Below are 25593 nucleotides of genomic sequence, written 5' to 3'. Positions count from 1 at the left end.
ACCGCCTTACGACGCCGGGCGGAGGACGAGCAGCGTGATCTCGCTCGGGGCGAAGACGCGGAACGGCGGGCCCCAGAAGCCCGTGCCACGGCTCGTGTAGAGGCGGGTGCGGGCGCCGTGGTGGGTGAGGCCGGCGAGGGCGGGCTGGTCGAGGCGGACCAGATAATGGAAGGGCCAGATCTGGCCGCCGTGGGTGTGGCCGGAGAGCTGGAGGTCGACGCCGTGGGCCGCCGCGCGGTCGATGAACTTGGGCTGGTGGGCGAGGAGCAGGACGGGGAGGCCGGGGTCGGCGCCGTCCAGGGCTTCGGCGAGGTCCGCGCCATGGCCCGCCAGGCCGGAGGAGTCGGCGGTGACGTCGTCCACGCCCGCCACCACGAGGGTGTCGCCCCCGCGTTCCAGCAGCACATGGCGGTTGCGCAGCGGCTCCCAGCCCAGCTCGTCCATCAGGTCGACCCAACCCTGGGCCTCGCTGTAGTACTCGTGGTTGCCGGTGACGTAGACGCGGGCCCCTGTCGCCTCGACGGTGCCCAGCGGAGCCGCCTGGGCGCGGCGGCGTTCGGCCGTGCCGTCCGCGATGTCGCCGGTGTGGCAGACCAGGTCGGCCTCCAGGGTGTTCACCCTCTCGCAGACCCGTTCCGACCAGCGGGCGCGGTCGAGCGGCCCGTAGTGGGTGTCGGTGATCAGGACCACTCGGGTGCCGTCCAACCCGGCTCCCAGGCGCGGGAGTTCCACGTCCACCCGGCGCACCCGCGGCACACGCCGGGCCTCGGCGTACCCCCAGGCGAGCAGCATGGCGGTCACCCCGAGGACGGCCCAGGTGACGATGCGCGCCCGGTCCTGTCCGTCGCCCACCCCGGCCACGGTCAGGGCGAGCCGCAGCAGGACGCCGAACAGAACGGACCAGGTGAACAGCACCCACATGCTGCCCAGCAGCGTGTCTCCGACGATCGCCGCCCAGTCCTGCTGGCGGCGGCCATGGCCGCGCGCCATCGCCAGCGGCATGCCGATCAGGCCGAGGACGAACAGCGCGGTGCCGGTCAGGGTCACGGGAAGCGGCCAGTGCTGGCCGGTGTACAGGAGCACCCCGCACGGCACGGCCCACAGCAGGACGGGGGCGACCAGGGGGAGGTAGCGCATCATGCGTTGCAGCCGGCCGCGTGGCGCCTCTTGCGCGTCACCGGCGGTGGATGGGGTGCTGCTGGTCTCGGTCACGCTTCCCCTTCGCTCAAGTCTCCCCGTGGAACCCATTGTCCGCCGCCGCGGAACGGGCCGCCCTCCGGGGCTCGGCCGGTCCGTTCCGGGCGATGGCAAGTGAATCAGCGCTTGGCCGGCAGCGACTTCCAGGCCACCGGGAAGTCGAAGTACGTGTTCGGGTACGGCTCCGGCTTGTACGTGTAGTGCCACCACTCCTCGGCCAGGTTCACGAAGCCGAGCTTCTCCAGGGTGTTCTTCAACAGCAGCCGGTTCACACGCTGTTGGCCCTGGATACGCGGGTCCAGGGTGTGGGCGAGCGGGTCGAAGCAGTCGAAGCCGGTGCCCATGTCCAGGGAGTTGTCGGGGAAGCGCTGCTGCTTGGGGGCGAAACAGGGGACGAGGGGCTGGCCGGGGGTGTACGGGCGGGTCGGCCGCGCCGGGAGCCGGACGATCGTCAGGTCCATGGTCGAGCCCCGGCTGTGGCCGGACTTCTCCGCGATGTAGCCGTCGGCGAAGAGCCGGGTCTTGTCGACATTCGGATAGAACTCGGCCTTCATGGCCTCGTCGCCCAAGTCCTCGGCCCAGCGCACGAAGTGGTCGACGGCGCGCTGCGGCCGGTAACAGTCGTACACCTTCAAGCTGTAGCCGTGGCGCAGGAGTTGGCGCTGCGCCTGGTGCAGCGCCTCGGCGGCGGGGCGGGTGAGCACGCAGATCGGCTGGCGGTAGCCGTCGATGCGCTCGCCGACGAAGTTGTGCGGGGTGAAGTAGCGCATCTCCTGGATGATCGTCGGGTCCACCGTACTCAGGGCCACGAAGTCCTTCGGTGCCTTCTGCTCCGGCGTGGCGTGGGCAGTGGCGGAGGCGGCGGTGACGGTCAGCAGGGCGGCTACGGCGGTGATGACACCGCGTGCGGCGCGGGAGAGTTGTGTCATGCCTCCTGCGTCTATCAGGTGTGGACCATGGCGGGGAAGTACCGGTGACCCGCTCGGAGCGGCTTCCGCCAGACCGAGATGTGCTTGGCCGAGGCGTCCGTGAACGGGGTGCCGGTCCAGTCCGCCACCCGCCGCTCCAGGTCCAGCCCGGCGATGCGGGCCATCAGGTCCAGCTCCGCCGGCCAGGCGTAGCGGTGGCGGGAGGCGGAACGGCGGTACCGGCCGTCCTCGCCGTCCCGCGTGAGGTGGTGCGAGACGAGGATCTGGTCCACCAGGTCGAAGGTGTCGAAGCCGATATGGTGCGCCGACACATCGAACGGCACCGCCACCTGTGTGGGCGGCAGCAGCCGCAGCGGAGGCACCCCCAGCTCGATGACGAAGCGGCCACCGGGCGCCAGATGCCGGGCGGCGTTACGGAAGCACTCCACCTGCTCGTCCTGCGTGAGCAGGTTGGAGATCGTGTTGTAGACGAGGTAGACCAGGCTGAACTCGCCCGGCACCACCGTCGTGGCCATGTCCCCGAGCGTGACCGGCAGCGTCTCCTCGTCCACCTTCCGGCGCAGCACCGCCGCCATGTGCGCGGAGAACTCGATCCCCGCCACCGGCACCCCGCGTTCCCGCAACGGCACCGCCACCCGCCCGGTACCGACGGCGAACTCCAGCGCCCGCCCTTCACCGGCAAGTCCGGCGAGGAAGTCGAGGGTCGGACCGAGCACCTCCGCCGAGGACATCTCCGTCTCCTCGGCGTCGTAGCGCTCGGCACTGGCGCGGTCCCACAGCTCGCTGCTCGTCACGGGCGGCCACTCTGCCGGGGGCGGCGGGGGATTGTCGACGCAATAAACAACGCGGCCGCACCCCAGGGGTGCGGCCGCGTCATCAGCGCAGGAGCGTCAGCTCTCCTTGGCTTCCTTCTTCTCGTGCAGCTTCTTGACGCGCGCGGTCTCCTTGCGGACCTCGGCCTGGGTGGCACGCTCCTTCTCCAGCCACTCGGGGCTCTCCTCGCGGAGGTCCTCGATCTGTGCGGTGGTCAGGGGCTCGGTGACGCCGCCGCGAGCGAGGCCCGCGATCGAGATGCCGAGGCGGGCCGCGACCACCGGACGGGGGTGGGGGCCGTTCTGACGCAGCTCGCGCAGCCACTCGGGCGGGTTCGTCTGGAGCTCGTTCAGCTCGGCGCGCGAGACCACACCCTCCTGGAAGGCGGCGGGGGTGGCGGGGAGGTACACACCCAGCTTCTTCGCCGCGGTGGCGGGCTTCATCGTCTGGGGGCTCTGCTGCGAACTCATGAGGTCAAGGGTATCGGCCGTGTGCGTGGCAGCCGACCACGGCCGGTAGCCTGGCCTGGTGACAGGCTCGGAAGAATCACCGTCGTTCCGGCTCGCGTACGTCCCCGGAGTGACGCCCGCCAAATGGGTGCGGATCTGGAACGAGCGCCTGCCCGGCACCCCCCTCGTCCTCACCCAGGTCCCGGCCGCCGAGGCCGACGCCCTGCTGCGCGCGGGAGAGGCGGACGCGGGCTTCGTACGGCTGCCCGTCGACCGCGACTTCTTCAGCGCGATCCCCCTGTACACCGAGGACACGGTGGTCGTCGTTCCCAAGGACCACGTGATCACCGCGGCCGAGGAGGTCACGCTCGCCGACCTCGCCGACGAGGTGCTCTTCCACCCGCTGGACGACGTCTTCGACTGGGACGCCCCGCCCGGTGAGCCCGGCTTCGAGCGGCCCGCCACCACCCCGGACGCCCTGGAACTGGTCGCCGCCGACGTCGGCCTGCTGATCGTCCCGCAGTCCCTCGCGCGTCTCTACCACCGCAAGGACCTCACCTACCGCACGGTCGTCGACGCCCCGCAGTCCCGGATCGCCCTCGCCTGGCCGGAGGAGGCCACCACCGACCGGGTGGAGGACTTCATCGGCATCGTCCGGGGCCGCACCGTCAACAGCACCCGGGGCCGCGCCACGCCCCCGGAGCCCAAGCAGGAGAAGAAGAAGCCCGCCCAGGGCGCCTCCAGGCAGAAGAGCGGCAAGCCCACCGGGCGGCCCGTCCGCGGGCGCTCCGGCGGGCGTCCCGGGAAGCCGCGCCGCAAGTCCTGAGCGCTCACGCCCTGGACGGGGTGCGCTCCGCGGGCTCCGGCGCCGGGCCGTCGCCCATCGGCGGCTCCGGGTGCGCATGCCGTTCCCGCAGGTCGGCGATGGCCAGCACCAGCGCGACCAGGATGATCCCGACCGCCGTGAGCAGGCCCAGCTGCAGCGCCCGCGTGAAGGTGCCGTGATTGGCCAGGTGGGCGAAGTACACCGCGCCCACGGCCGCGATCCCGGCCGCCGAGCCGATGCGCTGGGCCGTCACCAGGATGCCGCCCGCCGCCCCGGCCCGCCGGACGGGGACGCGAGTGAGGGTCAGCGTGGTGTTGGGGGAGATCGTCACCCCGGAGCCCACCCCCGCGAGCAGCAGCGGCAGCGCCGCCACCCAGGCCGCGCCGGGCCCCTGGACGAGTTGTACGGCGCCGATCACGGCGAGCAGGCCCACCGCCACCCCGACCAGCCCGACGACCACCAGCTTGCGGCCGTGCCGCACCACCAGCCGGCCGCCCAGCGCCGCCCCGGCCGCCGAACCGATCGCGAACGGCAGCGAGGCCAGACCCGCCGCGAGCGCGCCGTAGCCGAGGCCGTTCTGCAAGTAGAGGGTGTAGACGAAGAACACCGTGGTGAAGCCGCCGAAGTACACCACGTTCAGCAGCACGCCCAGGGTGAAGGAGCGCAGGGAGAACAGCTCGAGGTCGATCAGCGGATCGTTTCCGCGCTTGCCCTGACGCCGTTCCCACCGCCAGAACGCGGCCAGCAGCAGCGCCGCCACCGGCATCAGGGCCCACTTCGTCCGGCCCGTCCACTGCTGCTCCTGCACCAGCGGCAGCATCAGCGCCAGCACCCCCGCGCCGAGCAGCAGGACGCCCGTGAGGTCCGCGCCCTCCCGCCGCTTCTCCGCCACCGGGGTGCGCGGCAGCAGCCGCAGCGCCGCGCAGAACGCGGCCACGCCGATGGGCAGGTTCACGTAGAACACCCAGCGCCAGCCGTCGTGGACGCCGAACGCCTGGATCAGCAGGCCGCCCGCCGGCGGTCCGACCGCCGTGGAGATCCCGACCACGCTGCCCAGCATGCCGAACGCGCGCGCCCGGTCGGCGCCCTGGAACATCTGCTGGATCAGCCCCGTCGTCTGCGGAGCGACGATGCCCGAGGCCGCGCCCTGCAGCAGCCGGAAGACCACCAGCCAGCCCGAACTCGGTGCCAGCCCGCACGCCACCGAGGTGACCGTGAACAGCGCGAGCCCGAGCAGGAACGCCGCCCGGCGCCCGCGTACGTCGCCGAGCCGGCCCGCCGGGACGAGGACGAGGCCGAAGGTGAGCGCGTAGCCCGACACCACCCAGGACACGTCGGCCGCGTCGGCGCCGAGGCCGCGTTCCATCGAGGGCAGCGCGACGTTCACGATCGAGCTGTCGAGCAGCGTCATGAAGCCCGCCACGAGACAGACCGCGAGCGCCTGCCACCGCCGTCGGTCACCGGCGGCGGCAGGGCGGGTCTGGACTGTAGTCATGGGGTCACGCTATGCAGTGACCGTCACCGCCGCACCACGGGAAACGGGCCGCGTGGGCGCTCAGGGCTTCGCCGCCGACCGGCCCACCGACTCCACCAGGGGCAGCAGCCGGTACGGCACCCGCTCCCGCAGGGCCACCTCGGTCCGGGTGCGCACCACGCCGGGCACGCTGATCAGCTTCTGGATCACGTCCTCCAGATGGGCGTTGTCCCGGCCCACCACCCGCGCCAGCAGGTCCCCGCCGCCCGTGGTCGAGAACGCCTCGACGATCTCAGGAACGGCCGCCAGCGCCTCCCCGACATCGTCCATGTGGCCCTGTGTGACCTCGATGTGCACGAACGCCAGCACGGGGTGGCCGAGCGCGGCGGGGGAGAGGGAGGGGCCCGTGCCGGTGATCACGCCGTCCCGTTCCATCCGGTCCAGCCGGGCCTGGAGGGTGCCGCGCGCGATGCCGAGGAGGCGGGCGTACTCGCGCACGCTGGTGCGCGGCTGCTCCAGCAGCAGGCGCAGGATGCGGGTGTCCAGCTCGTCCACGGCCATCGTGGTTCGGCCTCCTCGCGGTTCGTCGAACAGCGTGACTGTACCAATGGCTCAGTGTCTTCCGGTTCCCGGATGCCGTGCGACCTGGGCCGTTGGTCCGTGAGGTGGCCGGAGCGGTTCGGTTCGTGAGGGCCAATGGCTCAGTGAAAAGGGAGGCAGTTGAGCCAAACGGACTTGGGGTGCTGTCATAGAGGTGTCGATGGCGCTGCGGATTCCGCGGCGCCTTTTTCGTGCGAACGGCCACCAGGGGGCGGACGAGCAGTGCTGAAGAAGGTGTTCATGGCGCCGGACCCGGGGCGGGTGCGGCTGCGCTTCGCCGCGCGGGCCGTGCTCGGTATCGGGCTGGCCGTCCTGGTGTGCGGGCTCGCGGGGCAGTCGCTGCCCGGCATGGTCGCGGGTGGTCTCGCCGCGCTGCTCGCCCTGTTCACCGTCGCCGACGCCACCGTGCGCGGGCAGGCCGTCACCACGGCTCTGCTTCCCGGGGTGGGTGTGCTGGTACTGGCGGGCGCCGCCGAGCTGCACACCTATCCGGTCGCGCGTGACCTGGCGTTCCTCGCGGTCGTCGGCGCGGGGGTGTACGCGCGCCGGTGGGGGCCGCGTGGGCACAGCATCGGGGTGTTCGCCTTCATGATGTTCTTCGTCGGGCAGTTCCTGCACGTCACCCCGGTGCAACTGCCCGAGCTGTACGCCGCCGTCCTGCTGTCCGTGCTCAGCGCTGCCGCGGTGCGCTTCGGGGTCTGGTGTTACGAGCGGGGGCTGCCGGTGCCCGCGGTGCCGGCCCCTCCGGGGGGTACGGGGCTGGCCCGCGTGACCACCCGGCAGGCCGCGCAGGCGGTCGCGGGCGCCGGGTTCGCGCTGGTCCTCGGGCAGGTGCTGTCCGGGCAGCGCTGGTACTGGGCCGTCGGGGCGACCTGGTGGGTCTTCGTCAACACCGCCTCGCGCGGGGAGACGCTGGTACGGGGGTTCCGGCGCGTGCTCGGGACGGTGCTCGGGATCGGGCTGGGGCTGCTGGTGGCGCTGCCGGTGCACGGGGCTGTCGTGCCGTCCGTGGTGCTGGTCGCGGTCGCGGTGTTCGGGATCTTCTACTCGGCCGCGGTTTCCTACACCTGGATGATGCTCTGGGTGACCTTGCTGGCCGAGGTTCTGTACGGGTTGCTCGGCGTGCTCACGCCTTCGCTGCTGGCGCTGCGGGTGGCCGAGACGGCTGTCGGGGCGGTGGGGGCGATGCTGGCCGTGCTGGTGGTGCTGCCGGTGACCACGCATGCCACCACCGATGCGTGGATTCAGCGGGCCTTGCGGTGTGTGCACGCGTGCACTGCTGAGGCGGCGGCGCGGCTTGCGGGTTCCGCTACGGCTGACCCCGCTCCGCGGGTGGCCGAGCTGGAGCAGTTGCTCGGGCGGGTGCGGATGTCGGTCGCGCCGTTGGTGCATCCGTTGAATCCGCTCGTGGGGCGTAAGGGGCGGGCTCTGCGGGTGCTGGCGCTTCTGGACGAGTGCGCGCGGGAGGTTCGGGGGTTGGTGGCTGTCGCCGCTGATCCTGAGGCGTCGCATGATGCTCGGCTGGCTGCTGCCTGCTGGCGGGTGGAGGCGGCTGTCGAGGCGCTCACGGAAGGGGGCTCCGAGCCATTGCACCGGCCCGGTGAGGCTCCGGTGGAGCCGGCGCTGGTCCATCTGCACGGGCTTGAGCACGCGCTGGCCGATCTGGCGGAGCCGCTTCGGGGGGCCGCGGGGGCGGGTCGGCTGGTGGGGGCTTGAGGGTGCGGGCCCGTGGGGCCTGGTCGCGCGGTTCCCCGCGCCCCTGGGTAGGTGCGGCCGGGGGTTACTGGGGTAGTGCGGGTCGGCTGTGGCTTGTCGCGGGGTTCCCCGTGCCCCTGGCTGGGTAGCGCGCAGGGCCCGCTCCGGGGTTGCCGGGGCGGGCCCTTCTCGGTGCTTGGCCTTGTCAGAAGGCTGGGGCGCCCTGGGGCTGCTGGGCGATGCCCAGGGAGGCCGTGTACTTGGCCAGGGCCAGCTTGCCGATGGCCGGGTAGGCGCCGAGGGCCTCGGAGGTGGCGCAGTCGACCTCGGCCGCCGCGGCCGTGAGGAGCGCGGTGTCGATCTCCGGGCCGATCAGGTACGGCGCGAGCGCGAGCTGCTGCGAACCCGAGGCGCGGAGCTGCTCGGCGATGGAGGCGATGGAGCCCTCCTGGTCGAGCGCGGCCGCCATCACCGGCACGGCGAGGCGCGCGGCGAGCAGCATGCCCGTGATGCCGGCGGCCTGCACGGCCTCCTCGCCGCCCACCGACGCCAGGATGATGCCGTCGGCCGCGGTCGCCACCGTGAAGAGGCGGGCGCGGTCGGCACGGGCGAGGCCCGCCTCCGACAGCCGCACGTGCAGCCCCTCCGCGAGCAGCGGGTGCGGGCCGAGGACGTCGGTCAGCTCGGCGGCGACCCGGCTGTCCATCACGGCCTGGCGGGTCTGCCGCAGCAGGGCGTTGTCGGGACCGGCCAGCAGCGGCACGACCACGGCCACCGGCCCGTCCGGCGCCTTCGCGTCGGAACCGGCGGCGACGGCCTGCTCGTGGCGGGCCGTGCGCTCCTCGGCGGCGCGCGCCAGGACGGCGCTCAGGGTCGGGAATTCGTTGTCGTCCCCGTCCAGGTAACCGATCCGCGCGTCGAGGCCGGGCAGCTCGGAGCGGGCGATGCTCACGACCTCCTCGGCGAGGCTGCGCGTGGCGGCGCTGGGCGCACCGGGCACCGCGAGGACGAACGCGGGCGCGTCCTCGGGAGCCACCAGCGGCTCCGGACGGCGGTGCCGTCCGGGCTGGCGGGGTCGCGGCATTCGTACTGGCAGGCCGGACTCGGGTCCAGTGGGGGAGCTCATGGCGCCGCATGTTACTGGTTTCCCGAGCGCCCCTGTTCGGGGAGGGTGCAGGTGAGCGGTATCCGTCCGGTTTTGTCGGATGAGTTGCGTACATGGGGCGGCTGATCCGGTCCCCTATCGGGTAGTTGAGGGATCGGTGGGACGGATTTCCCTTATGTCGCTCTCTTGCGTGCGCCGGATACGCAGAGCAGGCGGGGGTCCTCGGGCCAGATGGCGTCTCCGGCAGCGAGTGCGGCCGCGAGCCGGGCCGAACCGTGCAGGGGATCGCCCTGGGGTGCGGTCTGCCGGGCGTGGGGTGCCTTTTGTGCCAACTCGGCGTGCAGGAAGGAGAGAAGCGGCTCTCCCAACTTCAGGAGGCCGCCGGTGCAGGCGACTTCGGGCTCACCGGCTTCTGGGCACACGGCGGCGACGGACTCGGCCATGTGGCGGGCGGCCGCGCGCAGGATGCCGGTGGCCACGGGGTCGTGCGGGGCGCAGGCGGCGACCTCCGGGGCGAAGGAGGCGAGCACGGCGGCCCGGTCCGGGCGGGGGTAGATGAGGCCCGGTAGCTCCGGCGGCCGCCCGAACCGCTCCCGCGCGCGCTCCAGCAGCGGGGCGGAGCCGCCCGCGCGGTCGTCGTACGCCCGTAGCGCCGCTTCCAGACCTGCGCGCCCGATCCAGGCGCCGCCGCCACAGTCGCCCAGCAGATGACCCCAGCCGTCCGCGCGGCGCCAGGTGGTGAGGTCCGTACCGATGGCGATCAGGCCGGTGCCGGCCGCGAGTACGGCACCCGGACGTGGTCCCAGGGCGCCGATGTACGCGGTGACCGCGTCTGCGGCCAGGGCCACGGTCCGTACGCCCAGCGCGCGGGTCAGCGCGTCGGGCAACTCGGCGCGGAGGGCGTCGCCCAGGGTGGCGAAGCCGGCGGCGCCGATCACGGCCGTGGTCAGCTGGTCCACACCGGCCTTGGCCGCGACGGCGCGTGCCAACGGCAGGACCAGCTCCAGCAGATGGGCCGGGTCGATGCCTCGCTCCCCGGTCCGTACCGGCTGTCCGGACCTGCCCTCCACGGGGGGCGCTCCGTCGTACGACCCTACGGCCACGCGCAGGCCGGAGCCTCCGGAGTCGACCGCGAGGTAGCCGGGGGCGGCCGGGTGAACCGCCTTGCCCTCTGCGAACAATGGGATTCCCCTCTCCTGGCCCAGGCGCGTACGACGGAGGCAGGGTAGCGGGGGAGGGGGCCTGCGCGGGGGCTGATCCACAGCCGTTCGGGTGATGTCGGTGGTGGCCACTAGAGTGACTTGACGTGGCACGACGACCGTTGAACGAACTTGTAGAGGCCGGCTGGGCGAAGGCCCTGGACCCGGTGGCCGACCGCATCACGGCCATGGGGGACTTCCTGCGTGCCGAGGTGGCTGCGGGGCGGACCTATCTGCCGTCCGGGGCGAACGTCCTGCGGGCCTTCCAGCAGCCCTTCGACGATGTGCGGGTCCTGATCGTGGGTCAGGACCCGTATCCCACGCCGGGCATGGCGATCGGGCTGAGCTTCGCGGTGGCGCCGGAGGTGCGGTCGCTGCCGGGCAGCCTGGAGAACATATACCGGGAGCTGAACACCGACCTGGGCCTGCCCCGGCCCTCCAACGGTGACCTGACCCCGTGGACCTCGCAGGGTGTCCTGCTGCTCAACAGGGCCCTCACCACCGCGCCCCGCAAGCCCGGCGCCCATCGCGGCAAGGGCTGGGAAGAGGTCACCGAGCAGGCCATCCGCGCGCTCGCCGCCCGCGGCAAGCCCCTGGTCTCCATCCTCTGGGGCCGCGACGCCCGCAACCTCCGCCCTCTCCTCGGCGACTACCCGGCCATCGAGTCCGCCCACCCCTCACCCATGTCGGCCGACCGCGGCTTCTTCGGCTCGCGTCCGTTCAGCCGGGCCAACGAACTGCTGGCGGACCAGGGCGCGGAGCCGGTGGACTGGCGCCTGCCGTAGGGCGCCGCGAGGTGGGCCGAGGCATCCGCGTCGGCCCACCGGACTTGCTCAAGCGTGGCCCCGCCCGCGGCGCACGCGCTCCTCAGCCCACCACCGCCGCCCGTACGCACAGCACGTCCGGCAGATGGGACGCCAGCTGCTCCCACGTGTCCCCGTCGTCCGCGGACGCGTACACCTCGCCGTTGCGGTTGCCGAAGTACACGCCCGCCGGGTCCGCGTCGTCGGTGCAGAGGGCGTCGCGGAGGACGGTGCCGTAGTGGTCGTCCTGGGGGAGGCCCTGCGAGAGGGGTTCCCAGGACTTGCCGGCGTCGGGGGTGCGGAAGACCCGGCAGCGGCGCTCGGCGGGGACGCGGTCGGAGTCGGCGGTGATGGGGAAGACGTAGGCCGTGCCGCCCCGGTGCGGGTGCGCGGCGATGGCGAAGCCGAAGGTCGAGGGGAGGCCCTCGCCGATGTCGGTCCAGTGGGCGCCCGAGTCGTCGCTGCGGTAGACGCCCCAGTGGTTCTGGAGATACAGGCGGTCGGGGTCGTCCGCGTCCCGGGCGACCTTGTGGACGCACTGGCCGAACTCCGGGTCGGGGTCGGGGAGGAACGCGGCGGAGACCCCGGAGTTCGACGGAGCCCAGCTCTCGCCGCCGTCCGTCGTACGGAAGACCCCGGCCGTGGAGACCGCCACCGTCACCGCGCGCGGATCGCGGGCGTCGGTCAGTACGGTGTGCAGCCCCTCGCCGCCGCCGCCCGGCACCCACTGGGAGCGGGTGGGGTGCTCCCACAGCGGGCGTACCAGGGCGAAGCTCTCGCCGCGGTCCTCGGAGCGGTACAGCGCGGCCGGTTCCGTACCCGCGTACACCACGTCCGGCTCGGCGGCGGCCGGGTGGAGCTGCCAGACGCGTTCCAGTGAGGCGCCGGTGTCCTTGGGGAACCTGACGGCGGGCCGGGCCGGCTCGGTCCAGGTGCGGCCCAGGTCGTCGGAGTGGAACACCGACGGGCCCCAGTGCGCGCTGTCGCCACTGGCCAGCAGGCGGGGTGCGTCACCGCGGGTGTCGATGGCGACCGCGTAGACCGCCTGGGCGTTGAAGCGGGGGCCGTCGTCGAACTCCCAGGCGCCGCCGCGCCGTCGGCCGATGAACAGACCCTTGCGGGTTCCCACGGCGAGCAGTACCTCGGTCATGACGACCACCTCCGGGACCTCGTTGTCCACTGCGCCGCATCGGTGTCGGACGCGGCATCCGCTGATTCCGCCCAGTCTGCACCCCGGCACTGACAGTGACCCTGAGCAACGAGCGCCGGGTGTCCGTATCGGAGGGCGGTCCGGTCTTTCGTCGCGCTCGGGAGGAGGCTGGCCTTGGCGGTGTTCCGTGGTCCGCGTCGGTGGCTCTGGCGGTGGCGGAGGAATCCACTGCGGCGCCGTGCCGACGTGGTGGAGGGGTGGGTACTGGTGGGCGCCTGGCTGCTGACCCTGCTGGCCGGGACGGTCGCGGGGTTCATGGCCGCGCGGACGGTCGAGCGCGACCTCGCCCAGGAACGGGCCGCCACGCATCCGATGGTCGCCTACGTCGTCGCGCACGCCCCCGGCCGCTCCGGCGCCCGCGGCTCCACCGGCGAACGCGTCTGGGCGGAGGTCCGCTGGACCGCCCCGGACGGCGCACTCCGCACCGGCCAGGTCCGCGTCACGCCAGGCGCGGCGACGGGCGTCCCGGTCGCCATCTGGACCGACGGCCACGGCCGCCTGGCCAACCGCCCCGCCACCCCGACCGAGGCCACCGTCCGCGCCGCCTTCATCGGCACCCTGGCCGCCACCGCCGCGGCCGCCGTCCCCTTCGCCGCCGGCCGCCGCCTACTGGCCCGTCTGGAACGCCACCGCCTGTCCCTCTGGGACAGCGAGTGGTCCCGCCTGGGCCCCCAGTGGGGCCGCATGACGGGCTGACGACGCACCCGCGCGGGCGGCCCCCGAACAGCGTTCCTCTGCTGCCGGCGCCTCTCAGACCGGCAGCCCCCGTTCGAGGATCGCCCCCAGATCCGCCCCCGGAGGCAGCGTCCCGAACGAGTGTCCCCAGTCACCCCCCAGCCGCGTCGCGCAGAACGCGTCCGCCACCGCCGGAGGCGCATGACGGACCAACAGCGACGCCTGCAGGGCCAGGGCCATCCGTTCCACCACCCGCCGCGCGCTCAACTGGTCCGCCTCCGCCAGTTCCCGCTTCAGCGAGGTCACCGTCGCGTCCAGGTGGGCATTGGCGCCGCGTGCCAGGGCCAGCTCGCCGAAGAACGACTCCGCGCTCTCCGGTGACCGGCCCAACGCCCGCAGCACGTCCAGGGCGTTGACATTGCCCGAGCCCTCCCAGATGGAGAGGAGGGGGGCCTCGCGGTAGTGGCGGGGCATGCCGGAGTCTTCGACGTAGCCGTTGCCGCCGAGGCATTCGAGGGCTTCCGCGGTGAAGGCCGGGCCCCGCTTGGTGACCCAGTACTTGCCCACGGCGGTGGCGATCCGGCGGAACGCCCGCTCACCCTCGTCGCCGCGCACCGCGCGGTCCGCCGCGCCCGCGAGCCGGAGGGTCAGGGTCGTGGCCGCCTCCGACTCCAGCGCGAGGTCGGCGAGGACGTTCCGCATGAGGGGCTGGTCGAGCAGGCGGGCGCCGAAGGCGCTGCGGTGCCGGGTGTGGTGGCCGGCCTCGACGAGGGTCTTGCGCATCAGGGTGGCCGAGGACATCACACAGTCCAGCCGGGTGCAGTTGACCATCTCGATGATCGTCTTCACCCCGCGCCCCTCCGGCCCGACCAGCCACGCCACCGTACGGTCGAACTCCGGCTCCGAGGACGCGTTGGAGCGGTTGCCGAGCTTGTCCTTGAGGCGCTGGATGCGGAAGGTGTTGCGGGTGCCGTCCGGCAGCACCCGTGGGACCAGGAAGCAGGAGAGCCCGCCCGGCGCCTGCGCCAGCACCAGGAACACGTCGCACATCGGCGCCGAGGTGAACCACTTGTGCCCGCGCAGCGTGTACACGCCGGGCTCGTCCGTCGGGGTGGCCACGGTGGTGTTGGTGCGGACGTCGGAGCCACCCTGCTTCTCGGTCATGCCCATCCCGGCGAGCAGGCCGCGCTTCTCGGTGGGCACGCGCAGCCCCGGCTCGTACTCCCGGCTGGTGAGCAGGGGTTCGTACACCTTGGCGAGGTCCGGCTGGGCGCGCAGGGCGGGGACGGCGGCGTACGTCATCGAGGTCGGGCAGCCGTGCCCCGCCTCGGTGTGCCCCCAGACCAGCCCGCCCGCCGTACGGGCCACGTGCGCGCCGGGGCGGTCCTCCGCCCACGGTGTGCCGGCCAGTCCCTCGGCGACGGCGGTGCGCATCAGGTGGTGCCAGCTCGGGTGGAACTCGACCTCGTCGACGCGGTTGCCGTACCGGTCATGGGTGCGCAGCTCCGGCTCGTGCCGGTTGGCCAGCTCGCCCCACTCCTGTGCCTCGGCGCCGCCCGCCCGCAGCCCCAGCAGCCGGACACCGTCCTCGGCCCACCCGGCGCCCTCCCGGCGCAGCCCCTCCAGCAGGGCGGCGTCGGCGGACGCGTCGTAGGGAGCCAGCGGCGGGGGCTGGTTGGTGACGTCGTGGGTGGCGGGCGGCGGCGACTGCTCGGGCATCGGGACCATACGGCCATGTTGCACTCTCCGTACGGTTGTAGCAATGACGCAACACCGATCGGCGCACGTACAGTACGTCCCCATGCGCATCAACCCGTCGGCCGAGCCGGTGACCAGGCCGTTGTCCGCGCGGTCGGTCGTGCTGAGCCTGCTGCTCGGGGCGCACCCGCCCCGGCTGCCGGTACGGGAACTGGTGCGGCTGGTCGAGCCGTTCGGCGTGGGCGGCTCCACCCTGCGGGCCGCGCTCAGCCGGATGGTGGCGGCGGGCGACCTGCGCCGCACCGACGCCGTGTACGGACTCAGCGACCGTCTGCTGGCCCGGCAGCGCCGCCAGGACGAGGCCGTGGCGCCGCGCACGCGCGCGTGGGACGGCGACTGGGAGATGGTCGTGATCACGGCGACCGGACGTGGCCCGGCCGAGCGCGCCGACCTGCGCGCGCGGCTGAGCGCGCTGCGCCTGGCCGAACTCCGCGAGGGCGTCTGGCTGCGCCCCGCCAACCTCGCCCGGCCGCTGCCCGGGGAGCTGACCGGGGTGGCCCTGACGTACACCGCCCGCCCCGACGAGCCCGCCGCCGCACTGGTGGCCCGCCTGTGGCCCCTGGACACCTGGGCGGCCGAGGCCCGCGCCCTCCTGGGCCGGGCCACCGGCGCCCGCCACCCGGCCGACCGCCTCACCGCCTACGCGGCTGTCGTGCGCCACCTGCTCACCGACCCCGTGCTGCCCGCCTCCCTGCTCCCCGCCGACTGGCCGGGCGGCGCGCTCCGGGTGGCCTACGCCGGGTACCAACGGGAGCTGGCCAACTCCTAGGCAGGGGTTCGGCCGAGTGGCGCGCCCCCGGTGCTTGGCGTCTCCTGGGAGTGGAAGGGGTGACCAGCGTGCGCGTGCTTCCGGGCACCGGGTGGGGCACGGCAGGCGATCTCGCCGGAGGAGAGTCATGGCTGAGCACACGTCGTCGTCGGTCCTCACCGCGCCCCTGCGCGGCGCCGCCTCCGTCCTGAGCAAGGTGCCCGGCGCGTCGATGGTCAACAAGGCGGCCCAGGACACGCTGGACGTGATCGGCGTGGTCTCGCCCCGTGGCCGGCGCCTCGCCGTGTACGCCGGGGCGGGCGTGCTGGGCGTCGCCGGGGTCGTGGAGTGGCCCGTGGCGCTGACCGGAGCCGCCATCGCCTGGCTGACCCAGCCCCGCCCGCCGCTCGTGACCCCGGTGGCCGAGACCACGGAAGTCGTGATCGAGGAGGCCGTGCCCGCGAGCGAGGCCGAGGTGGGCGAGGCGGCCCTGCGGACCGGGCACCACGACGCCCCGGGCCCGGTGAAGGCGACGGACACGGAGTCCGCGCACTCGGAGGCGCACAAGAAGCACGGCAAGAAGTCCGGCAAGCACCCCAAGGGCGTCACCGGCCATCTCGGGCCCACCGCCCGCCCCGAACGCACCAGCCTCTGACGGCCTCGATGGTCCTCAACCTCCTCACCGCCCCGGCCGCCGCCGCCCGCCTGCCCCGGCTCGTCGCGGAGGCCGCCGCCCCCCTGATCGGCGCGGCGGCCGGAGCCGCGGCGGGTACCGCGCGGGCGGGCGTACGCGGCGCGGACGCGGCCGTACGCGTGACCCGCGTCGCCCGCACCGCGCTGCCCGGCGGCCCCGCCCACTGGCGCTCCGGCGCCCGCGTCCACCTCCCGCTGCGCACCGCCGAACCGGACCGGGTGCTGGGCGTGGGCGGCCGCGCCCACCTGGCCCGCCGGATCGCGGCGGCCCTCGCCGACCGGCCCGACGTGCTCCTCGCCTACTGGGACGAGGGCCTGGCCCGCCTCGTCGTGACCCTGGCCGAGGACGCCGTGAGCGACGTGGTCGTGGACCACGCCGCCGAACTCGCCGTACGCGACGGCCTGCTCGTGGCGGGCGGCGACCCCGAGGAGTACGACCACCCCGCCGACCCGGCCGGCGTACGCGCCGCCGCCACCACCCTCGCCGCCGACCTGGCCGGCATCGCCGCCGCCCTCACCGGCTACGCCCTCCGGCTGCCCCCCACGCCCCGCGCGGTCACCGCCTGCGTGACCCTGCTGCGGGAGAACCCCCGGGTCCGCGCCCTGCTGCGCAGCCGGATCGGTGCCGCCCGCATGGACCTCCTGCTGGCCGGCGCCAACGCACTCGCGCACGCCGCCGGGCAGACCCCCACCTCGCTCGTCCTCGACGGCAGCCTCCGCTCCCTCCAGCTCGCCGAGACCGTGGCCCGCGCCGCCGCCTTCGACTCCCTGCACGACGAGCTCTGCGGACCCGAGCGCCTGAGTGTCGCCCCCACCGGCTCCCCGCGCCCCGTGCTGCGCGAGTCCCCGGCGCAGGTGTACGCCGCCCACGCCTCGGCGGGCAGCGTGCTCGGCGCCCTGGCCGCGCTGCTGGTCAAACACGACCTGAATTCCGTTGCCGAGGCCGCCCTCTCCGGTTCGCCCAAGGCCGCCCGGTACGCCCCGGCCGCCTTCCACGCCGTACTCGGCACCGCCCTCGCCCGCGCCGACGTGCTGGTCCGCGACCCGGAACGGCTCAGACAGCTGGAGATGGCCGGAACCCTCCTGCTGCACCCGAGCGCGCTGCGCACCGACGAGGGGCTCCCCGACCCGTGGACCGAGGCCGTGCTCGACGCGGCCCGCCGCGCCCGGCTGCGCGTCGTCCTCGTCGACGACCCGGCGCTGGAGGACTTCAGCGGGCTCGCGGACCAAGTGGTCGACGCCAGAAGACCGTTGGACGACGTCGTACACGCCTTGCGCGGGGAGCTGGACGCCAGGGACGAGGAGGGCGGCGAGGAACGCGTCGTCATCACGGTCGCCCGGCCGCGCGCCCTGGCGGAGACCGACGTACTGGCCGGGCTCGACGCCGCCGACATCGCCGTCGCGCTCACCGACCTGGAGGGCGCCGTCGTCTGGGGCGCCGACATCCTCGCCCCGCACGGCCTGCCCGACGTGTGGCGGCTGCTCACCGCGATCCCGGCCGCCCGGGCGGTCGGCAGCCGGGGCCAGGTCCTGGCCCGCGCCGGCGCCGCGCTCTCCGGGCTGCTGGTGGCCATCGGCGAGGCCCGGCGCGGCCGGGGGCGCCGCTCGGTCCTTCCCGGCATGCGGCACGTCCCCGTCGACACCGGCGCGCTCACCGCGCTGGTGTACGGCGTCTGGGCCGCGTTCCAGGTGGTCGCCGCCCGCGCCCCGCACCCGCGCGCCCGCGTGCGCTGGCACGAACTGGACCCCGACGCGGCGGTGGAACGCCTGGACCGCGAGGCACCCCCCGAGCCGGGCGTGCTGGAACGGGCCGTCACCGAGGCCCGCAGGACGGCCGGCCGGATCGCCCGCGTCCCCGCCCTCGCCCCGGCCCGCTTCACCTGGCAGCTCGGCCGGGCCGTACGCGGCGAGCTGGACGATCCGCTCACCCCGGTGCTGGCCGTCGGCTCCGCCGCCTCCGCGATCCTCGGCTCGGTCGTGGACGCCCTGCTCGTCGTCGGCGCCCTCGACCTGAACGCGCTGGTCGGCGGGGTCCAGCGGCTGCGCGCCGAGCGGGCGCTGTCCGGGCTGCACGCCGAGCAGCAGCGCAAGGCACGGGTCGCGCCCCCGCCGGAGGAGGCGCCCGCGGGCGGCACCCGCACCGTGGACGCCGGACAACTGCTGCCCGGTGACGTGATCGAGCTGCAGGGCGACGACGTGGTCCCCGCCGACGCCCGGCTGCTCCGGCAGGACGGTCTGGAGGTGGACGAGTCGGCGCTGACCGGCGAGTCCCTGCCCGTGCACAAGCACGTGGGGGCCACCCCGCACGCGGCCGTCGCCGACCGGCGCTGCATGGTCTTCGAGGGCACCACCGTCGTCGCCGGCACCGCGCGGGCCGTCGTCGTCGACATCGGCGAGCGCACCGAGGCCGCCCGCGCCGTCCACCTCGCCGCCCGCACGCCCCCGGCGGCCGGGGTGCAGGCCCGTCTCCAAGAACTAACCCGCGAGGCGCTGCCGTTGACGCTGGCGGGTGGCGCCGCCGTGACCGGGCTCGCCCTGCTGCGCGGCACCCCGGTGCGCGAGGCGGTCAGCGGTGGCGTGGCCGTCGCGGTCGCCGCCGTCCCCGAGGGGCTGCCGCTGGTCGCCACCGTCGCCCAGCTCGCCGCGGCCCGGAGACTGAGCCGCGACGGTGTCCTGGTCCGCACCCCGCGCACCCTGGAGGCGCTGGGCCGGGTCGACACCTTCTGCTTCGACAAGACCGGCACCCTCACCGAGAACCGGCTCCGGGTCGTGCGGGTCTCCGACGCCGAGGGCACCGAGTGGGCGGCCGGTGACGCGGGCGAGCCGGGCCCCGCCGCGACCCTGCGCCGCGCCGCACGGGCCTGCCCGCGCGTCAACGGCGGCTCCGGGCGCCCGGTGCACGCCACCGACGAGGCCGTCATCGACGCGGCCGCCCCCGATCCCGGCTGGACCCAGCTCGGCGGCCTCTCCTTCGAGGCCGGGCGGGGGTACGCCGCCGCCGTGGGCCGCGACGGCGACGGCCCCCGCACCCTGGTCGTCAAGGGCGCTCCCGAGACCGTCCTGCCCGGCTGCGCGGACCTCTCCGACCGCGCCCACGACTCGGCCCACTCCCTGGCCGGTGCCGGACTGCGCGTCCTCGCGGTGGCCATGCGGCGCCTCGACGAGGGCGAGACGGAGTCCGACGCCCTCCAAGGGCCGCTGCACGGACTGGAGTTCACCGGTCTGCTCGCCCTCTCCGATGTACCCCGCGAGACCTCGGAGGCGCTGGTGCGCGGTCTCTACGAGGAGGGCGTGCGGCCGGTCATGCTCACCGGTGACCACCCGCAGACCGCCCGCGCCATCGCCCGGGAACTCGGCTGGCCCGAGGACACCGAGGTGGTCACCGGCGACGAACTGGCCGCCGCCGACCGGCGCTCCCGGGCCCGGATGCTGCGGGACGCCGGGGTCGTCGCCCGCGTGGCGCCCGAGCAGAAACTCCAGGTCGTGGAGGCGCTGCGGGACGCCGGGCGGGTGGTCGGCATGGTCGGCGACGGAGCCAACGACGCCGCCGCGATCCGGGCCGCCGACATCGGCGTGGGCATCAGCGCGCGGGGCTCGGCCGCCGCGCGCAACGCCGCCGACATCGTCCTCACCGACGACGACCTGACCGTCCTCATCGACGCCATCGGCGAAGGGCGTTCGCTGTGGCACAGCGTCGCGGACGCCATCGCCATCCTCATCGGCGGCAACGCGGGCGAGGTCGGCTTCGGCATCCTCGGCACCCTGCTGTCCGGCACCGCCCCGCTGTCCACCCGGCAGATGCTGCTGGTCAACCTCTTCACCGACCTCTTCCCGGCCATGGCGGTGGCCGTGACCCCGAAGGACGGCGACGACACCGAGGTACGCAACCGCACCGCCTCCCCGGAGGACGCGGCGGGCGGGGTGCTCGGGGCCCCGCTGATCCGGCAGATCCGGCACCGCGCCCTGACCACCGCGCTGGGCGCCGTCACCGCCTGGCTCATCGGCCGCTTCACCCCCGGCACCGCCCGCCGGGCCAGCACCATGGCGCTGTGCGGCGTCGTCGGCACCCAGCTCGTCCAGACCCTCCTCGACCGCCGGGGCAGCACCCTGGTCCGGGTCACCGCCCTCGGCTCCGCGGCGGTCCTGGTGGCCGTCATCCAGACCCCCGCCGTCAGCCGTCTGGTCGGCTGCACCCCGCTCGGCCCGATCGCCTGGGCGGGCGTCGCCGTGGCCATCGCCGCAGCCCTGGCCGCCCAGCGGACGCTGCCCCGGCTGGAGAAGATCGTCGCGGGACTGGTGCCGGCGGGGGAACCGGCCTAGACGCTCTCCTCGACCGGTGCGGGAGCCTCCTCGGCCTTCCGGCCGGGCAGGTGGTTGAACAGCAGGTTGAGCACGATCGCCGTCAGGCACCCCGCGCTGATGCCGCTGTTCATCACCGTCTGGAACCAGTCCGGGAACCGCGCGTACACCGTCGGCACGCCCACCGGGAGCATCCCGACGGCGACCGAGACCGCGACGACGGTGAGGTTGTGGTTGTCCCGGAAGTCCACGCGGGCCAGGGTGCGCAGGCCGCTCGCCGCGACCGTGCCGAACATGACCAGGCCCGCCCCGCCGAGCACCGGCGCCGGGACGGCGGCCACGACGGCCCCCAGCTTGGGCAGCAGCCCGAGGAGGACGAGAAGGGCACCCGCGGCGGCGACCACCCACCGGCTGCGCACCCGTGTCATGCCGACCAGGCCGACGTTCTGCGCGTACGCGGTGTACGGGAAGGTGTTGAAGACCCCGCCCAGCACGGTCGACAGACCGTCGGCGCGCAGCCCGTCCGCCAGGGAGCGCGGTTCGACCTCGCGGCCGGTGAGCTCGCCCACCGCGATGAGGTCACCGGTGGTCTCCGTCATCGTCACCAGCGCCACCACCAGCATGGACACGATCGCGGACACCCGGAACTCCGGTGCCCCGAAGTGGAACGGGGTGCTGATCCCCACCCAGTCCGCGTCCGCGACCCCGCCGAAGTCTGTGAAGCCGAACGGCACCGCGACGGCCAGACCCACCACGATGCCGGTCAGCACGGCCACCCGGGCCAGGAAGGGCGGGGCGAAGCGCTGCACCACCAGCACCACCAGCAGGACGAACGCGGCCAGCGCCAGATTCCGGGGCGCCCCGAAGTCCTTCGCGCCCGCTCCGCCGGCCGCCCAGTTGCCCGCGACCGGCAGCAGGGAGACCCCGATGATCAGGATGACGGTGCCGGTGACCAGCGGCGGGAAGAACCGCAGCAGCCGGCCGAAGACCGGAGCCAGCAGCATGATCGCCAGCCCCGCGACGATCACCGAGCCGTAGATCGCGGGCAGTCCGCCGCCTGTCGTGCCGATCAGCACCATCGGCGAGACGGCCGCGAAGGTGCAGCCCTGCATGATCGGCAGCCGTACCCCGAACCGCCAGACGCCGACGCACTGGATCAGCGTCGCCACCCCGCACACCAGCAGGTCGGCGGTGATCAGATACGCCAGGTCGGCGGGGGAGAGCCGCATGGCGCCGCCCACGATCAGCGGCACGGCGACGGCGCCCGCGTACATGGCGAGCACATGCTGGAGCCCGAAGGCCGCGAGCTGCCGTACCGGGGGTATCTCGTCGACGGGGTGCACTTCGGCGGTCGTGGCCATGGGGCCTCCTGAGCGGCGGGCGGGGAGCGGCAACCGGACAGCACGAGACCGTAGGCGCCTTGAACAATTTGTTGATTTCCGGTGCGTTGCCGCTGTGTGTCATGCCCATGTGAACGGTGGGGACACCCTCCACCGCGTTACTCCGACCGCGCCGCCGCCCAGAGCGCGTCCCAGTCGGACAGCTTGACCCGGTTCCGGCCCAGGCTCGCGCCCAGTTCCGCCTCGGCCCGCTCGATCGCCAGCCAGCCCCGCCACGCCACCGGGTCGGTGCCCGCAGCCCGCAGCCCCGGCAGCGGGTCCTTGGGCACCACACGGGACTTCAGCGCGGGGACGTCCTCCAGCAGCGAGGTCACCGTCTCCTTGGCACAGGAACGGTTGCTCCCGATGACGCCGGTCGGGCCGCGCTTGATCCACCCGGCCACGTACTCACCCGGCACCGGCACGCCGTCGCTCAGCACCCGGCCCGCCAGATGCGGCACCGTCCCTGTCACCGGGTCGGACGGCAGCCCCTTTGGCGGCATCCCCAGGTAACCCACCGAACGGAGCACCAGCTGCGCGGGGACGTCCTCGAACACGCCCGTGCCCCGCACCCCGCCCTGCCCGTCCGGCGCGGTGCGCTCGAAACGGACCCCGCCCACCCGGCCGTCCGCCTCCAGTACCTCCACCGGACGCAGGAAGAACCGCAGGCGGATCGTCCGGTCGGTGTCCGGGGGAGAGACGGCGGCCCAGTCGCGCAGCACCTCGGCGTTACGCCGCTGGGCGGGCGGCAGCGCCGAGAGGTCCGCGAATCCGGGGTCCAGCGCCAGCTCCGCCGGGTCGACCGAGACGCCGACGCCCGGCAGATGCCCCAGCTCCCTCAGCTCCTTGGTGGTGAACCGCGCCTGCGTGGGCCCGCGCCGTCCGGCCATCAGCACCTCGCCGACCCCGCCCCCGGTCAGCATCTCCAGCGCCGCCTGCGGCATGTCCGTCCCGTGCAGCTCGGCCGCGCCGCGCATCAGCATCCGCGTCACGTCGACGGCCACATTGCCGACTCCGACGACCACCGCCGAGCGCACGTCGCGCAGGAAACCCTCGTCCGCCGCGTCCGGATGCGCGCTGTACCAGGACACGAACTCCGACGCCGACCAGCTCCCCGGCAGTTCCTCGCCCGGAATGCCCAGCGGTCGGCCCGCCGCCGCGCCCACGCAGTACACCACCGCGTGGTACAGCTCCCGCAGCCGCTCCACCGGCACCCCGTCCGGACCGCCGACCCCGACCCCGCCCAGGAACCGGACCCGGTCGTGCTCCAGCACCGTCCGGAGGCTGCCCTGGAGCGACTTGATCTTCTCGTGGTCCGGGGCGACGCCGTACCGCACCAGCCCGAAGGGGGCCGGCAGCCGGTCCAGCACGTCCACGTGCACGTCGGGGTGGCGCTCCACCAGGTTCTGCGCGGTGTAGCACCCGCTCGGTCCGGACCCGACGACGGCGACACGCAGCACGGCGTACTCCTCACCCCGAGGGCATCGGGTGACAGCCCTGACGGCTCCAGCATGGCACCGCGCGGCGGGGTCGGCAGGGAGGGCGCGCTACTCGCCTTCGTCCGGCTGCTTCTCCGTGGCGAAGAAGCGGGACAGGTCGCCCCGGCCGGGCTCGGCGTCCGTGTCGCCGCCCGGTGGCCGGCCCAGCTCCCCGTCGAGCCCGTAGCGCTCGAACAGCTCCGCTCGCAGGACGGGGATCGGCATGGGCACCCCCGGTACCAGTGCGGCGTAGACCGCGCCCATCAGCAGCGCCCGGAGCATCGGGTAGCCGGCCGTGACGTCGGCGGCGCCGCCGCGGGCGATCGTGTCGCCGAGGAGTTCGGAGAGGCGCTGCTGCTCCGGGCACTGTACGAAGCCCTCCTCGTGCAGCAGGCCCGCCATGTGCTGGCGCATGAGCACCGGATGCTCCCGCGCCAGGCCCAGGATCGCGTCGATGGCACGGGCCAGCCGCTCCCGCCCGTCCTCCGTACGCGGCTCCCGCTCCAGCGCCTCCTCCAGCGTGCGATGCATCAGCCGGTGCACGGCGGACTGCACGAGCCGGCGCTTGCCGGGGAAGTAGTACGAGACCAGTCCGCGCGCCGATCCGGCGCGGTCCGCGATGTCGCCGAGGGTCGTCGCCTCGAACCCGCGCTCGTCCACCAGTTCGACCGCTGCCTGCAGGAGCCGCTCGCGCGAACGCCGCCGCAGCTCTTCATTGACCGAGGCGCTGCGCGGGGACATTGTCGAACTCCTGCGTTGACTGGCTGTCAGCCAACTATACTCACGGCATGGGGCACCGCACCGCGCGGGGCCTTTTCAGGGCTGCCGTTCGTCTGAGCGCCGCGGGGGAGCGCCTCAGGCGGGCGGCAGTTCCGCGCTTTCCGGCAGGTCCAGCACGGGCAGCAGGGCGTCCGGGCGTTCACGCACCGGCAGATGGTCCACGAAGTGCACCCGGCAGCCGAGCGCGGCGGCGCCGCCGTCGGCGGCCCTGCTGTCGCCGACCATCAGCGTGTGCTCGGGTTCCACCCCCAACTCGGCGCAGGCGGCGGCGAAGAGTCGGGCGTCGGGCTTGCGCACGCCGTGCTCGTAGGACAGCACGTACGCGTCCACGTACTTGTCGAGCCCGTACTGCCGGAAGACCGGGCGCAGGTCCCAGCCGATGTTGCTGACGATGCCGACGGCGATTCCGCGTCGGCGCAGTTCTTCAAGGACTTGGGGCGCGTCGGGGTACGGGGTCCAGGCGGCGGGAGTCACGGCGCGGTCGTACAGCGCGTCGTGGAGGGCGTCCGCGGGCAGGGGCACCTGCCGGGAGAGGCCGGTGTACGCGGCTCGGTGCGACGCCGCGTCGAGGTCCCGCTCGTCCCAGGCCGCGGCCAGCTCCTCCGGGACGGCGGTCGGTTCGGCACCGCCGGGCAGCGCACCCGCGGTCTCCAACGCGGTCGCCGCTTCGATGAGTTGGGGCTCCGCCATCCGGGTGCCGGTCGCCGCGAGGGTGGCGCGGAGCCAGGACTCGGTGGACTCTATGCGGCACAGCGTGCCCGAGAAGTCGAACAACACAGCGGTCATGGGCGGACCTTACTCCTGTACCCGTGCACCAGCACGGCACCGGCCACCACCAACGCCCCGAACAGCCAGCCCCCGAGCACGTCCGAGAACCAGTGCACGCCCAGCCAGATCCGCGTGAGGCCGACGCCGAGTACGGAGACGAGGGCCACGGCGACCGCGCCGTACCAACGGGGGCCGTGCACACCGTGTTCACGGATCAGCCAGAGGAGCAACCCGCACACCACCGTGGCCGTCATGGCATGGCCGGACGGGAACGCGGCGAACCGCGCGCTGTCCACGGGGTCGGGCCACACCGGGCGCGGCCGCCCGACCCCCGCCTTCACGGCCTGCTGCACCACGGCCGCGACAGCGCAGGTGGCCAGCAGCCACAGTGCCGTCCACCAGGCCGCCCTTCGCCACACCAGCCACAGGGCGACTCCGGCACAGAGCAGCCGCATGGTCACCGGGTCCCAGACCCAGTCGGTCAGTAACCGGAAGACCTGCGTGATGCCCCAGTCACTCACTGCCCAGCGGTGGGTGGTGCGCGCGATGTCCTCGTCCAGGGTGAGGAGGGGGGACCAGTGGGTGGCGACGAGGGCCAGGAGGAGGGCGGAGGGGAGGGCCAGGAGGAGGGTGGTTCGAGGGGATCGGCGGGGCATGGGGGGATCTTCGCCGGTGAGGGGCCGGGGCGGCATCCGACGCGTCGGCGCGGGGGGGT

The 25593-nt window shown here is 74.0% G+C and carries 22 protein-coding genes; 7 read left to right on the top strand and 15 right to left on the bottom strand.

From position 1 onward, the window contains the following. Nucleotides 1-6 precede the first annotated feature (6 nt). The 4 genes from E5082_RS10075 to E5082_RS10060 all read right to left on the bottom strand — a co-directional run bounded on the left by E5082_RS10075 (nt 7) and on the right by E5082_RS10060 (nt 3409). A complete protein-coding gene (locus E5082_RS10075) occupies nt 7-1212 on the bottom strand; it encodes a metallophosphoesterase (protein ID WP_190045236.1) in 1206 nt (401 codons plus the stop codon). A 104-nt stretch (nt 1213-1316) separates the two neighbouring features. Then, nucleotides 1317-2126 carry a M15 family metallopeptidase gene (locus tag E5082_RS10070; protein WP_135790939.1) on the bottom strand — a complete coding sequence of 270 codons (810 nt, stop codon included), beginning with the start codon at nt 2124-2126 and terminating at the stop codon, nt 1317-1319. Between the two features lie 14 nt (nt 2127-2140). Then, nucleotides 2141-2920 (bottom strand): class I SAM-dependent DNA methyltransferase, encoded by a 780-nt coding sequence (locus tag E5082_RS10065; protein WP_135790938.1) that lies wholly within the window; start codon nt 2918-2920, stop codon nt 2141-2143. Nucleotides 2921-3016: 96 nt separating this feature from the next. Continuing rightward, complete coding sequence (locus E5082_RS10060) at nt 3017-3409, bottom strand: DUF5997 family protein (protein ID WP_086696474.1); 393 nt, start codon at nt 3407-3409, stop codon at nt 3017-3019. Between the two features lie 58 nt (nt 3410-3467). Here E5082_RS10060 and E5082_RS10055 point away from each other — a divergent pair, with 58 nt between their 5' ends. Then, complete coding sequence (locus E5082_RS10055; RefSeq protein ID WP_135790937.1) at nt 3468-4214, top strand: LysR family substrate-binding domain-containing protein; 747 nt, start codon at nt 3468-3470, stop codon at nt 4212-4214. Between the two features lie 4 nt (nt 4215-4218). On the opposite strand, the gene E5082_RS10050 is transcribed toward E5082_RS10055, so the two are convergent. Continuing rightward, nucleotides 4219-5709, bottom strand: a complete 1491-nt coding sequence (locus E5082_RS10050) for an MFS transporter (RefSeq protein ID WP_135790936.1) — start codon at nt 5707-5709, stop codon at nt 4219-4221. Nucleotides 5710-5769: 60 nt separating this feature from the next. Next, the gene (locus E5082_RS10045; protein ID WP_030803612.1) at nt 5770-6249 is read right to left on the bottom strand and encodes an Lrp/AsnC family transcriptional regulator; all 480 of its coding nucleotides are present in this window, start codon (nt 6247-6249) and stop codon (nt 5770-5772) included. Between the two features lie 261 nt (nt 6250-6510). On the opposite strand from E5082_RS10045, the gene E5082_RS10040 reads away from it, so the two are divergent. Continuing rightward, a complete protein-coding gene (locus tag E5082_RS10040; RefSeq protein WP_135790935.1) occupies nt 6511-8004 on the top strand; it encodes an FUSC family protein in 1494 nt (497 codons plus the stop codon). Nucleotides 8005-8188: 184 nt separating this feature from the next. Here E5082_RS10040 and E5082_RS10035 read toward each other — a convergent pair whose 3' ends face one another. Together E5082_RS10035 and E5082_RS10030 are read right to left on the bottom strand one after the other, a co-directional pair. Continuing rightward, nucleotides 8189-9109 carry a sirohydrochlorin chelatase gene (locus E5082_RS10035; protein WP_135790934.1) on the bottom strand — a complete coding sequence of 307 codons (921 nt, stop codon included), beginning with the start codon at nt 9107-9109 and terminating at the stop codon, nt 8189-8191. A 152-nt stretch (nt 9110-9261) separates the two neighbouring features. Continuing rightward, nucleotides 9262-10269, bottom strand: coding sequence for an N-acetylglucosamine kinase (locus E5082_RS10030; RefSeq protein WP_135790933.1), 1008 nt, complete (start codon nt 10267-10269; stop codon nt 9262-9264). A gap of 125 nt (nt 10270-10394) precedes the next feature. Here E5082_RS10030 and E5082_RS10025 point away from each other — a divergent pair, with 125 nt between their 5' ends. Continuing rightward, on the top strand, nt 10395-11072 hold the full coding sequence (locus E5082_RS10025) for a uracil-DNA glycosylase (RefSeq protein ID WP_135790932.1): 678 nt from the start codon (nt 10395-10397) through the stop codon (nt 11070-11072). Between the two features lie 82 nt (nt 11073-11154). Here E5082_RS10025 and E5082_RS10020 read toward each other — a convergent pair whose 3' ends face one another. Continuing rightward, nucleotides 11155-12240 (bottom strand): WD40/YVTN/BNR-like repeat-containing protein, encoded by a 1086-nt coding sequence (locus tag E5082_RS10020; RefSeq protein ID WP_135790931.1) that lies wholly within the window; start codon nt 12238-12240, stop codon nt 11155-11157. 174 nt (nt 12241-12414) lie between these two features. On the opposite strand from E5082_RS10020, the gene E5082_RS10015 reads away from it, so the two are divergent. Next, complete coding sequence (locus tag E5082_RS10015; protein ID WP_135790930.1) at nt 12415-12996, top strand: Rv1733c family protein; 582 nt, start codon at nt 12415-12417, stop codon at nt 12994-12996. A 54-nt stretch (nt 12997-13050) separates the two neighbouring features. Here the strand turns inward: E5082_RS10015 and E5082_RS10010 are convergent, their stop codons facing one another. Continuing rightward, nucleotides 13051-14703, bottom strand: coding sequence for a DNA alkylation response protein (locus tag E5082_RS10010; RefSeq protein WP_135790929.1), 1653 nt, complete (start codon nt 14701-14703; stop codon nt 13051-13053). 73 nt (nt 14704-14776) lie between these two features. On the opposite strand from E5082_RS10010, the gene E5082_RS10005 reads away from it, so the two are divergent. The 3 genes from E5082_RS10005 to E5082_RS09995 all read left to right on the top strand — a co-directional run bounded on the left by E5082_RS10005 (nt 14777) and on the right by E5082_RS09995 (nt 20494). Then, on the top strand, nt 14777-15502 hold the full coding sequence (locus tag E5082_RS10005; protein ID WP_135790928.1) for a PaaX family transcriptional regulator C-terminal domain-containing protein: 726 nt from the start codon (nt 14777-14779) through the stop codon (nt 15500-15502). Between the two features lie 127 nt (nt 15503-15629). Continuing rightward, nucleotides 15630-16136: a hypothetical protein gene (locus E5082_RS10000; protein WP_135790927.1), complete on the top strand. Its 507-nt coding sequence runs from the start codon at nt 15630-15632 to the stop codon at nt 16134-16136. 8 nt (nt 16137-16144) lie between these two features. Further along, on the top strand, nt 16145-20494 hold the full coding sequence (locus E5082_RS09995; RefSeq protein WP_135790926.1) for a cation-translocating P-type ATPase: 4350 nt from the start codon (nt 16145-16147) through the stop codon (nt 20492-20494). Here E5082_RS09995 and E5082_RS09990 read toward each other — a convergent pair. From E5082_RS09990 to E5082_RS09970, 5 genes are all read right to left on the bottom strand, one after another. After that, nucleotides 20491-21834: a nucleobase:cation symporter-2 family protein gene (locus tag E5082_RS09990; RefSeq protein WP_135790925.1), complete on the bottom strand. Its 1344-nt coding sequence runs from the start codon at nt 21832-21834 to the stop codon at nt 20491-20493. The two genes, E5082_RS09995 and E5082_RS09990, sit on opposite strands and share 4 nt — an antisense overlap. A 137-nt stretch (nt 21835-21971) precedes the next feature. Then, nucleotides 21972-23312, bottom strand: a complete 1341-nt coding sequence (locus E5082_RS09985; protein ID WP_135790924.1) for an NAD(P)-binding protein — start codon at nt 23310-23312, stop codon at nt 21972-21974. Between the two features lie 87 nt (nt 23313-23399). Next, a complete protein-coding gene (locus E5082_RS09980) occupies nt 23400-24071 on the bottom strand; it encodes a TetR/AcrR family transcriptional regulator (protein ID WP_135790923.1) in 672 nt (223 codons plus the stop codon). A 114-nt stretch (nt 24072-24185) separates the two neighbouring features. Then, a complete protein-coding gene (locus tag E5082_RS09975; protein WP_135790922.1) occupies nt 24186-24896 on the bottom strand; it encodes an HAD family hydrolase in 711 nt (236 codons plus the stop codon). Continuing rightward, nucleotides 24893-25534, bottom strand: a complete 642-nt coding sequence (locus E5082_RS09970) for a phosphatase PAP2 family protein (protein WP_229918786.1) — start codon at nt 25532-25534, stop codon at nt 24893-24895. The genes E5082_RS09975 and E5082_RS09970 overlap by 4 nt, the downstream gene beginning before the upstream one ends. Nucleotides 25535-25593 lie beyond the last annotated feature (59 nt).

The organism is Streptomyces griseoluteus (genome assembly GCF_004784465.1).
GTDB lineage: Bacteria > Actinomycetota > Actinomycetes > Streptomycetales > Streptomycetaceae > Streptomyces > Streptomyces griseoluteus.
Note: the sequence above shows the minus strand (reverse complement) of the source record. Positions and strands in the feature narration are given on the sequence as shown.

What these genes read in the sequence shown, in the direction of transcription:
- E5082_RS09995 (WP_135790926.1), top strand. Translation starts at nt 16,145, where the DNA reads ATGGTCCTCAACCTCCTCACCGCCCCGGCCGCCGCCGCCCGCCTGCCC.
- E5082_RS10050 (WP_135790936.1), bottom strand. Translation starts at nt 5,709, where the DNA reads ATGACTACAGTCCAGACCCGCCCTGCCGCCGCCGGTGACCGACGGCGG.
- E5082_RS10010 (WP_135790929.1), bottom strand. Translation starts at nt 14,703, where the DNA reads ATGGTCCCGATGCCCGAGCAGTCGCCGCCGCCCGCCACCCACGACGTC.
- E5082_RS09990 (WP_135790925.1), bottom strand. Translation starts at nt 21,834, where the DNA reads ATGGCCACGACCGCCGAAGTGCACCCCGTCGACGAGATACCCCCGGTA.
- E5082_RS09975 (WP_135790922.1), bottom strand. Translation starts at nt 24,896, where the DNA reads ATGACCGCTGTGTTGTTCGACTTCTCGGGCACGCTGTGCCGCATAGAG.
- E5082_RS10020 (WP_135790931.1), bottom strand. Translation starts at nt 12,240, where the DNA reads ATGACCGAGGTACTGCTCGCCGTGGGAACCCGCAAGGGTCTGTTCATC.
- E5082_RS10070 (WP_135790939.1), bottom strand. Translation starts at nt 2,126, where the DNA reads ATGACACAACTCTCCCGCGCCGCACGCGGTGTCATCACCGCCGTAGCC.
- E5082_RS10000 (WP_135790927.1), top strand. Translation starts at nt 15,630, where the DNA reads ATGGCTGAGCACACGTCGTCGTCGGTCCTCACCGCGCCCCTGCGCGGC.
- E5082_RS10035 (WP_135790934.1), bottom strand. Translation starts at nt 9,109, where the DNA reads ATGAGCTCCCCCACTGGACCCGAGTCCGGCCTGCCAGTACGAATGCCG.
- E5082_RS09970 (WP_229918786.1), bottom strand. Translation starts at nt 25,534, where the DNA reads ATGCCCCGCCGATCCCCTCGAACCACCCTCCTCCTGGCCCTCCCCTCC.
- E5082_RS09980 (WP_135790923.1), bottom strand. Translation starts at nt 24,071, where the DNA reads ATGTCCCCGCGCAGCGCCTCGGTCAATGAAGAGCTGCGGCGGCGTTCG.
- E5082_RS10060 (WP_086696474.1), bottom strand. Translation starts at nt 3,409, where the DNA reads ATGAGTTCGCAGCAGAGCCCCCAGACGATGAAGCCCGCCACCGCGGCG.
- E5082_RS10005 (WP_135790928.1), top strand. Translation starts at nt 14,777, where the DNA reads ATGCGCATCAACCCGTCGGCCGAGCCGGTGACCAGGCCGTTGTCCGCG.
- E5082_RS10045 (WP_030803612.1), bottom strand. Translation starts at nt 6,249, where the DNA reads ATGGCCGTGGACGAGCTGGACACCCGCATCCTGCGCCTGCTGCTGGAG.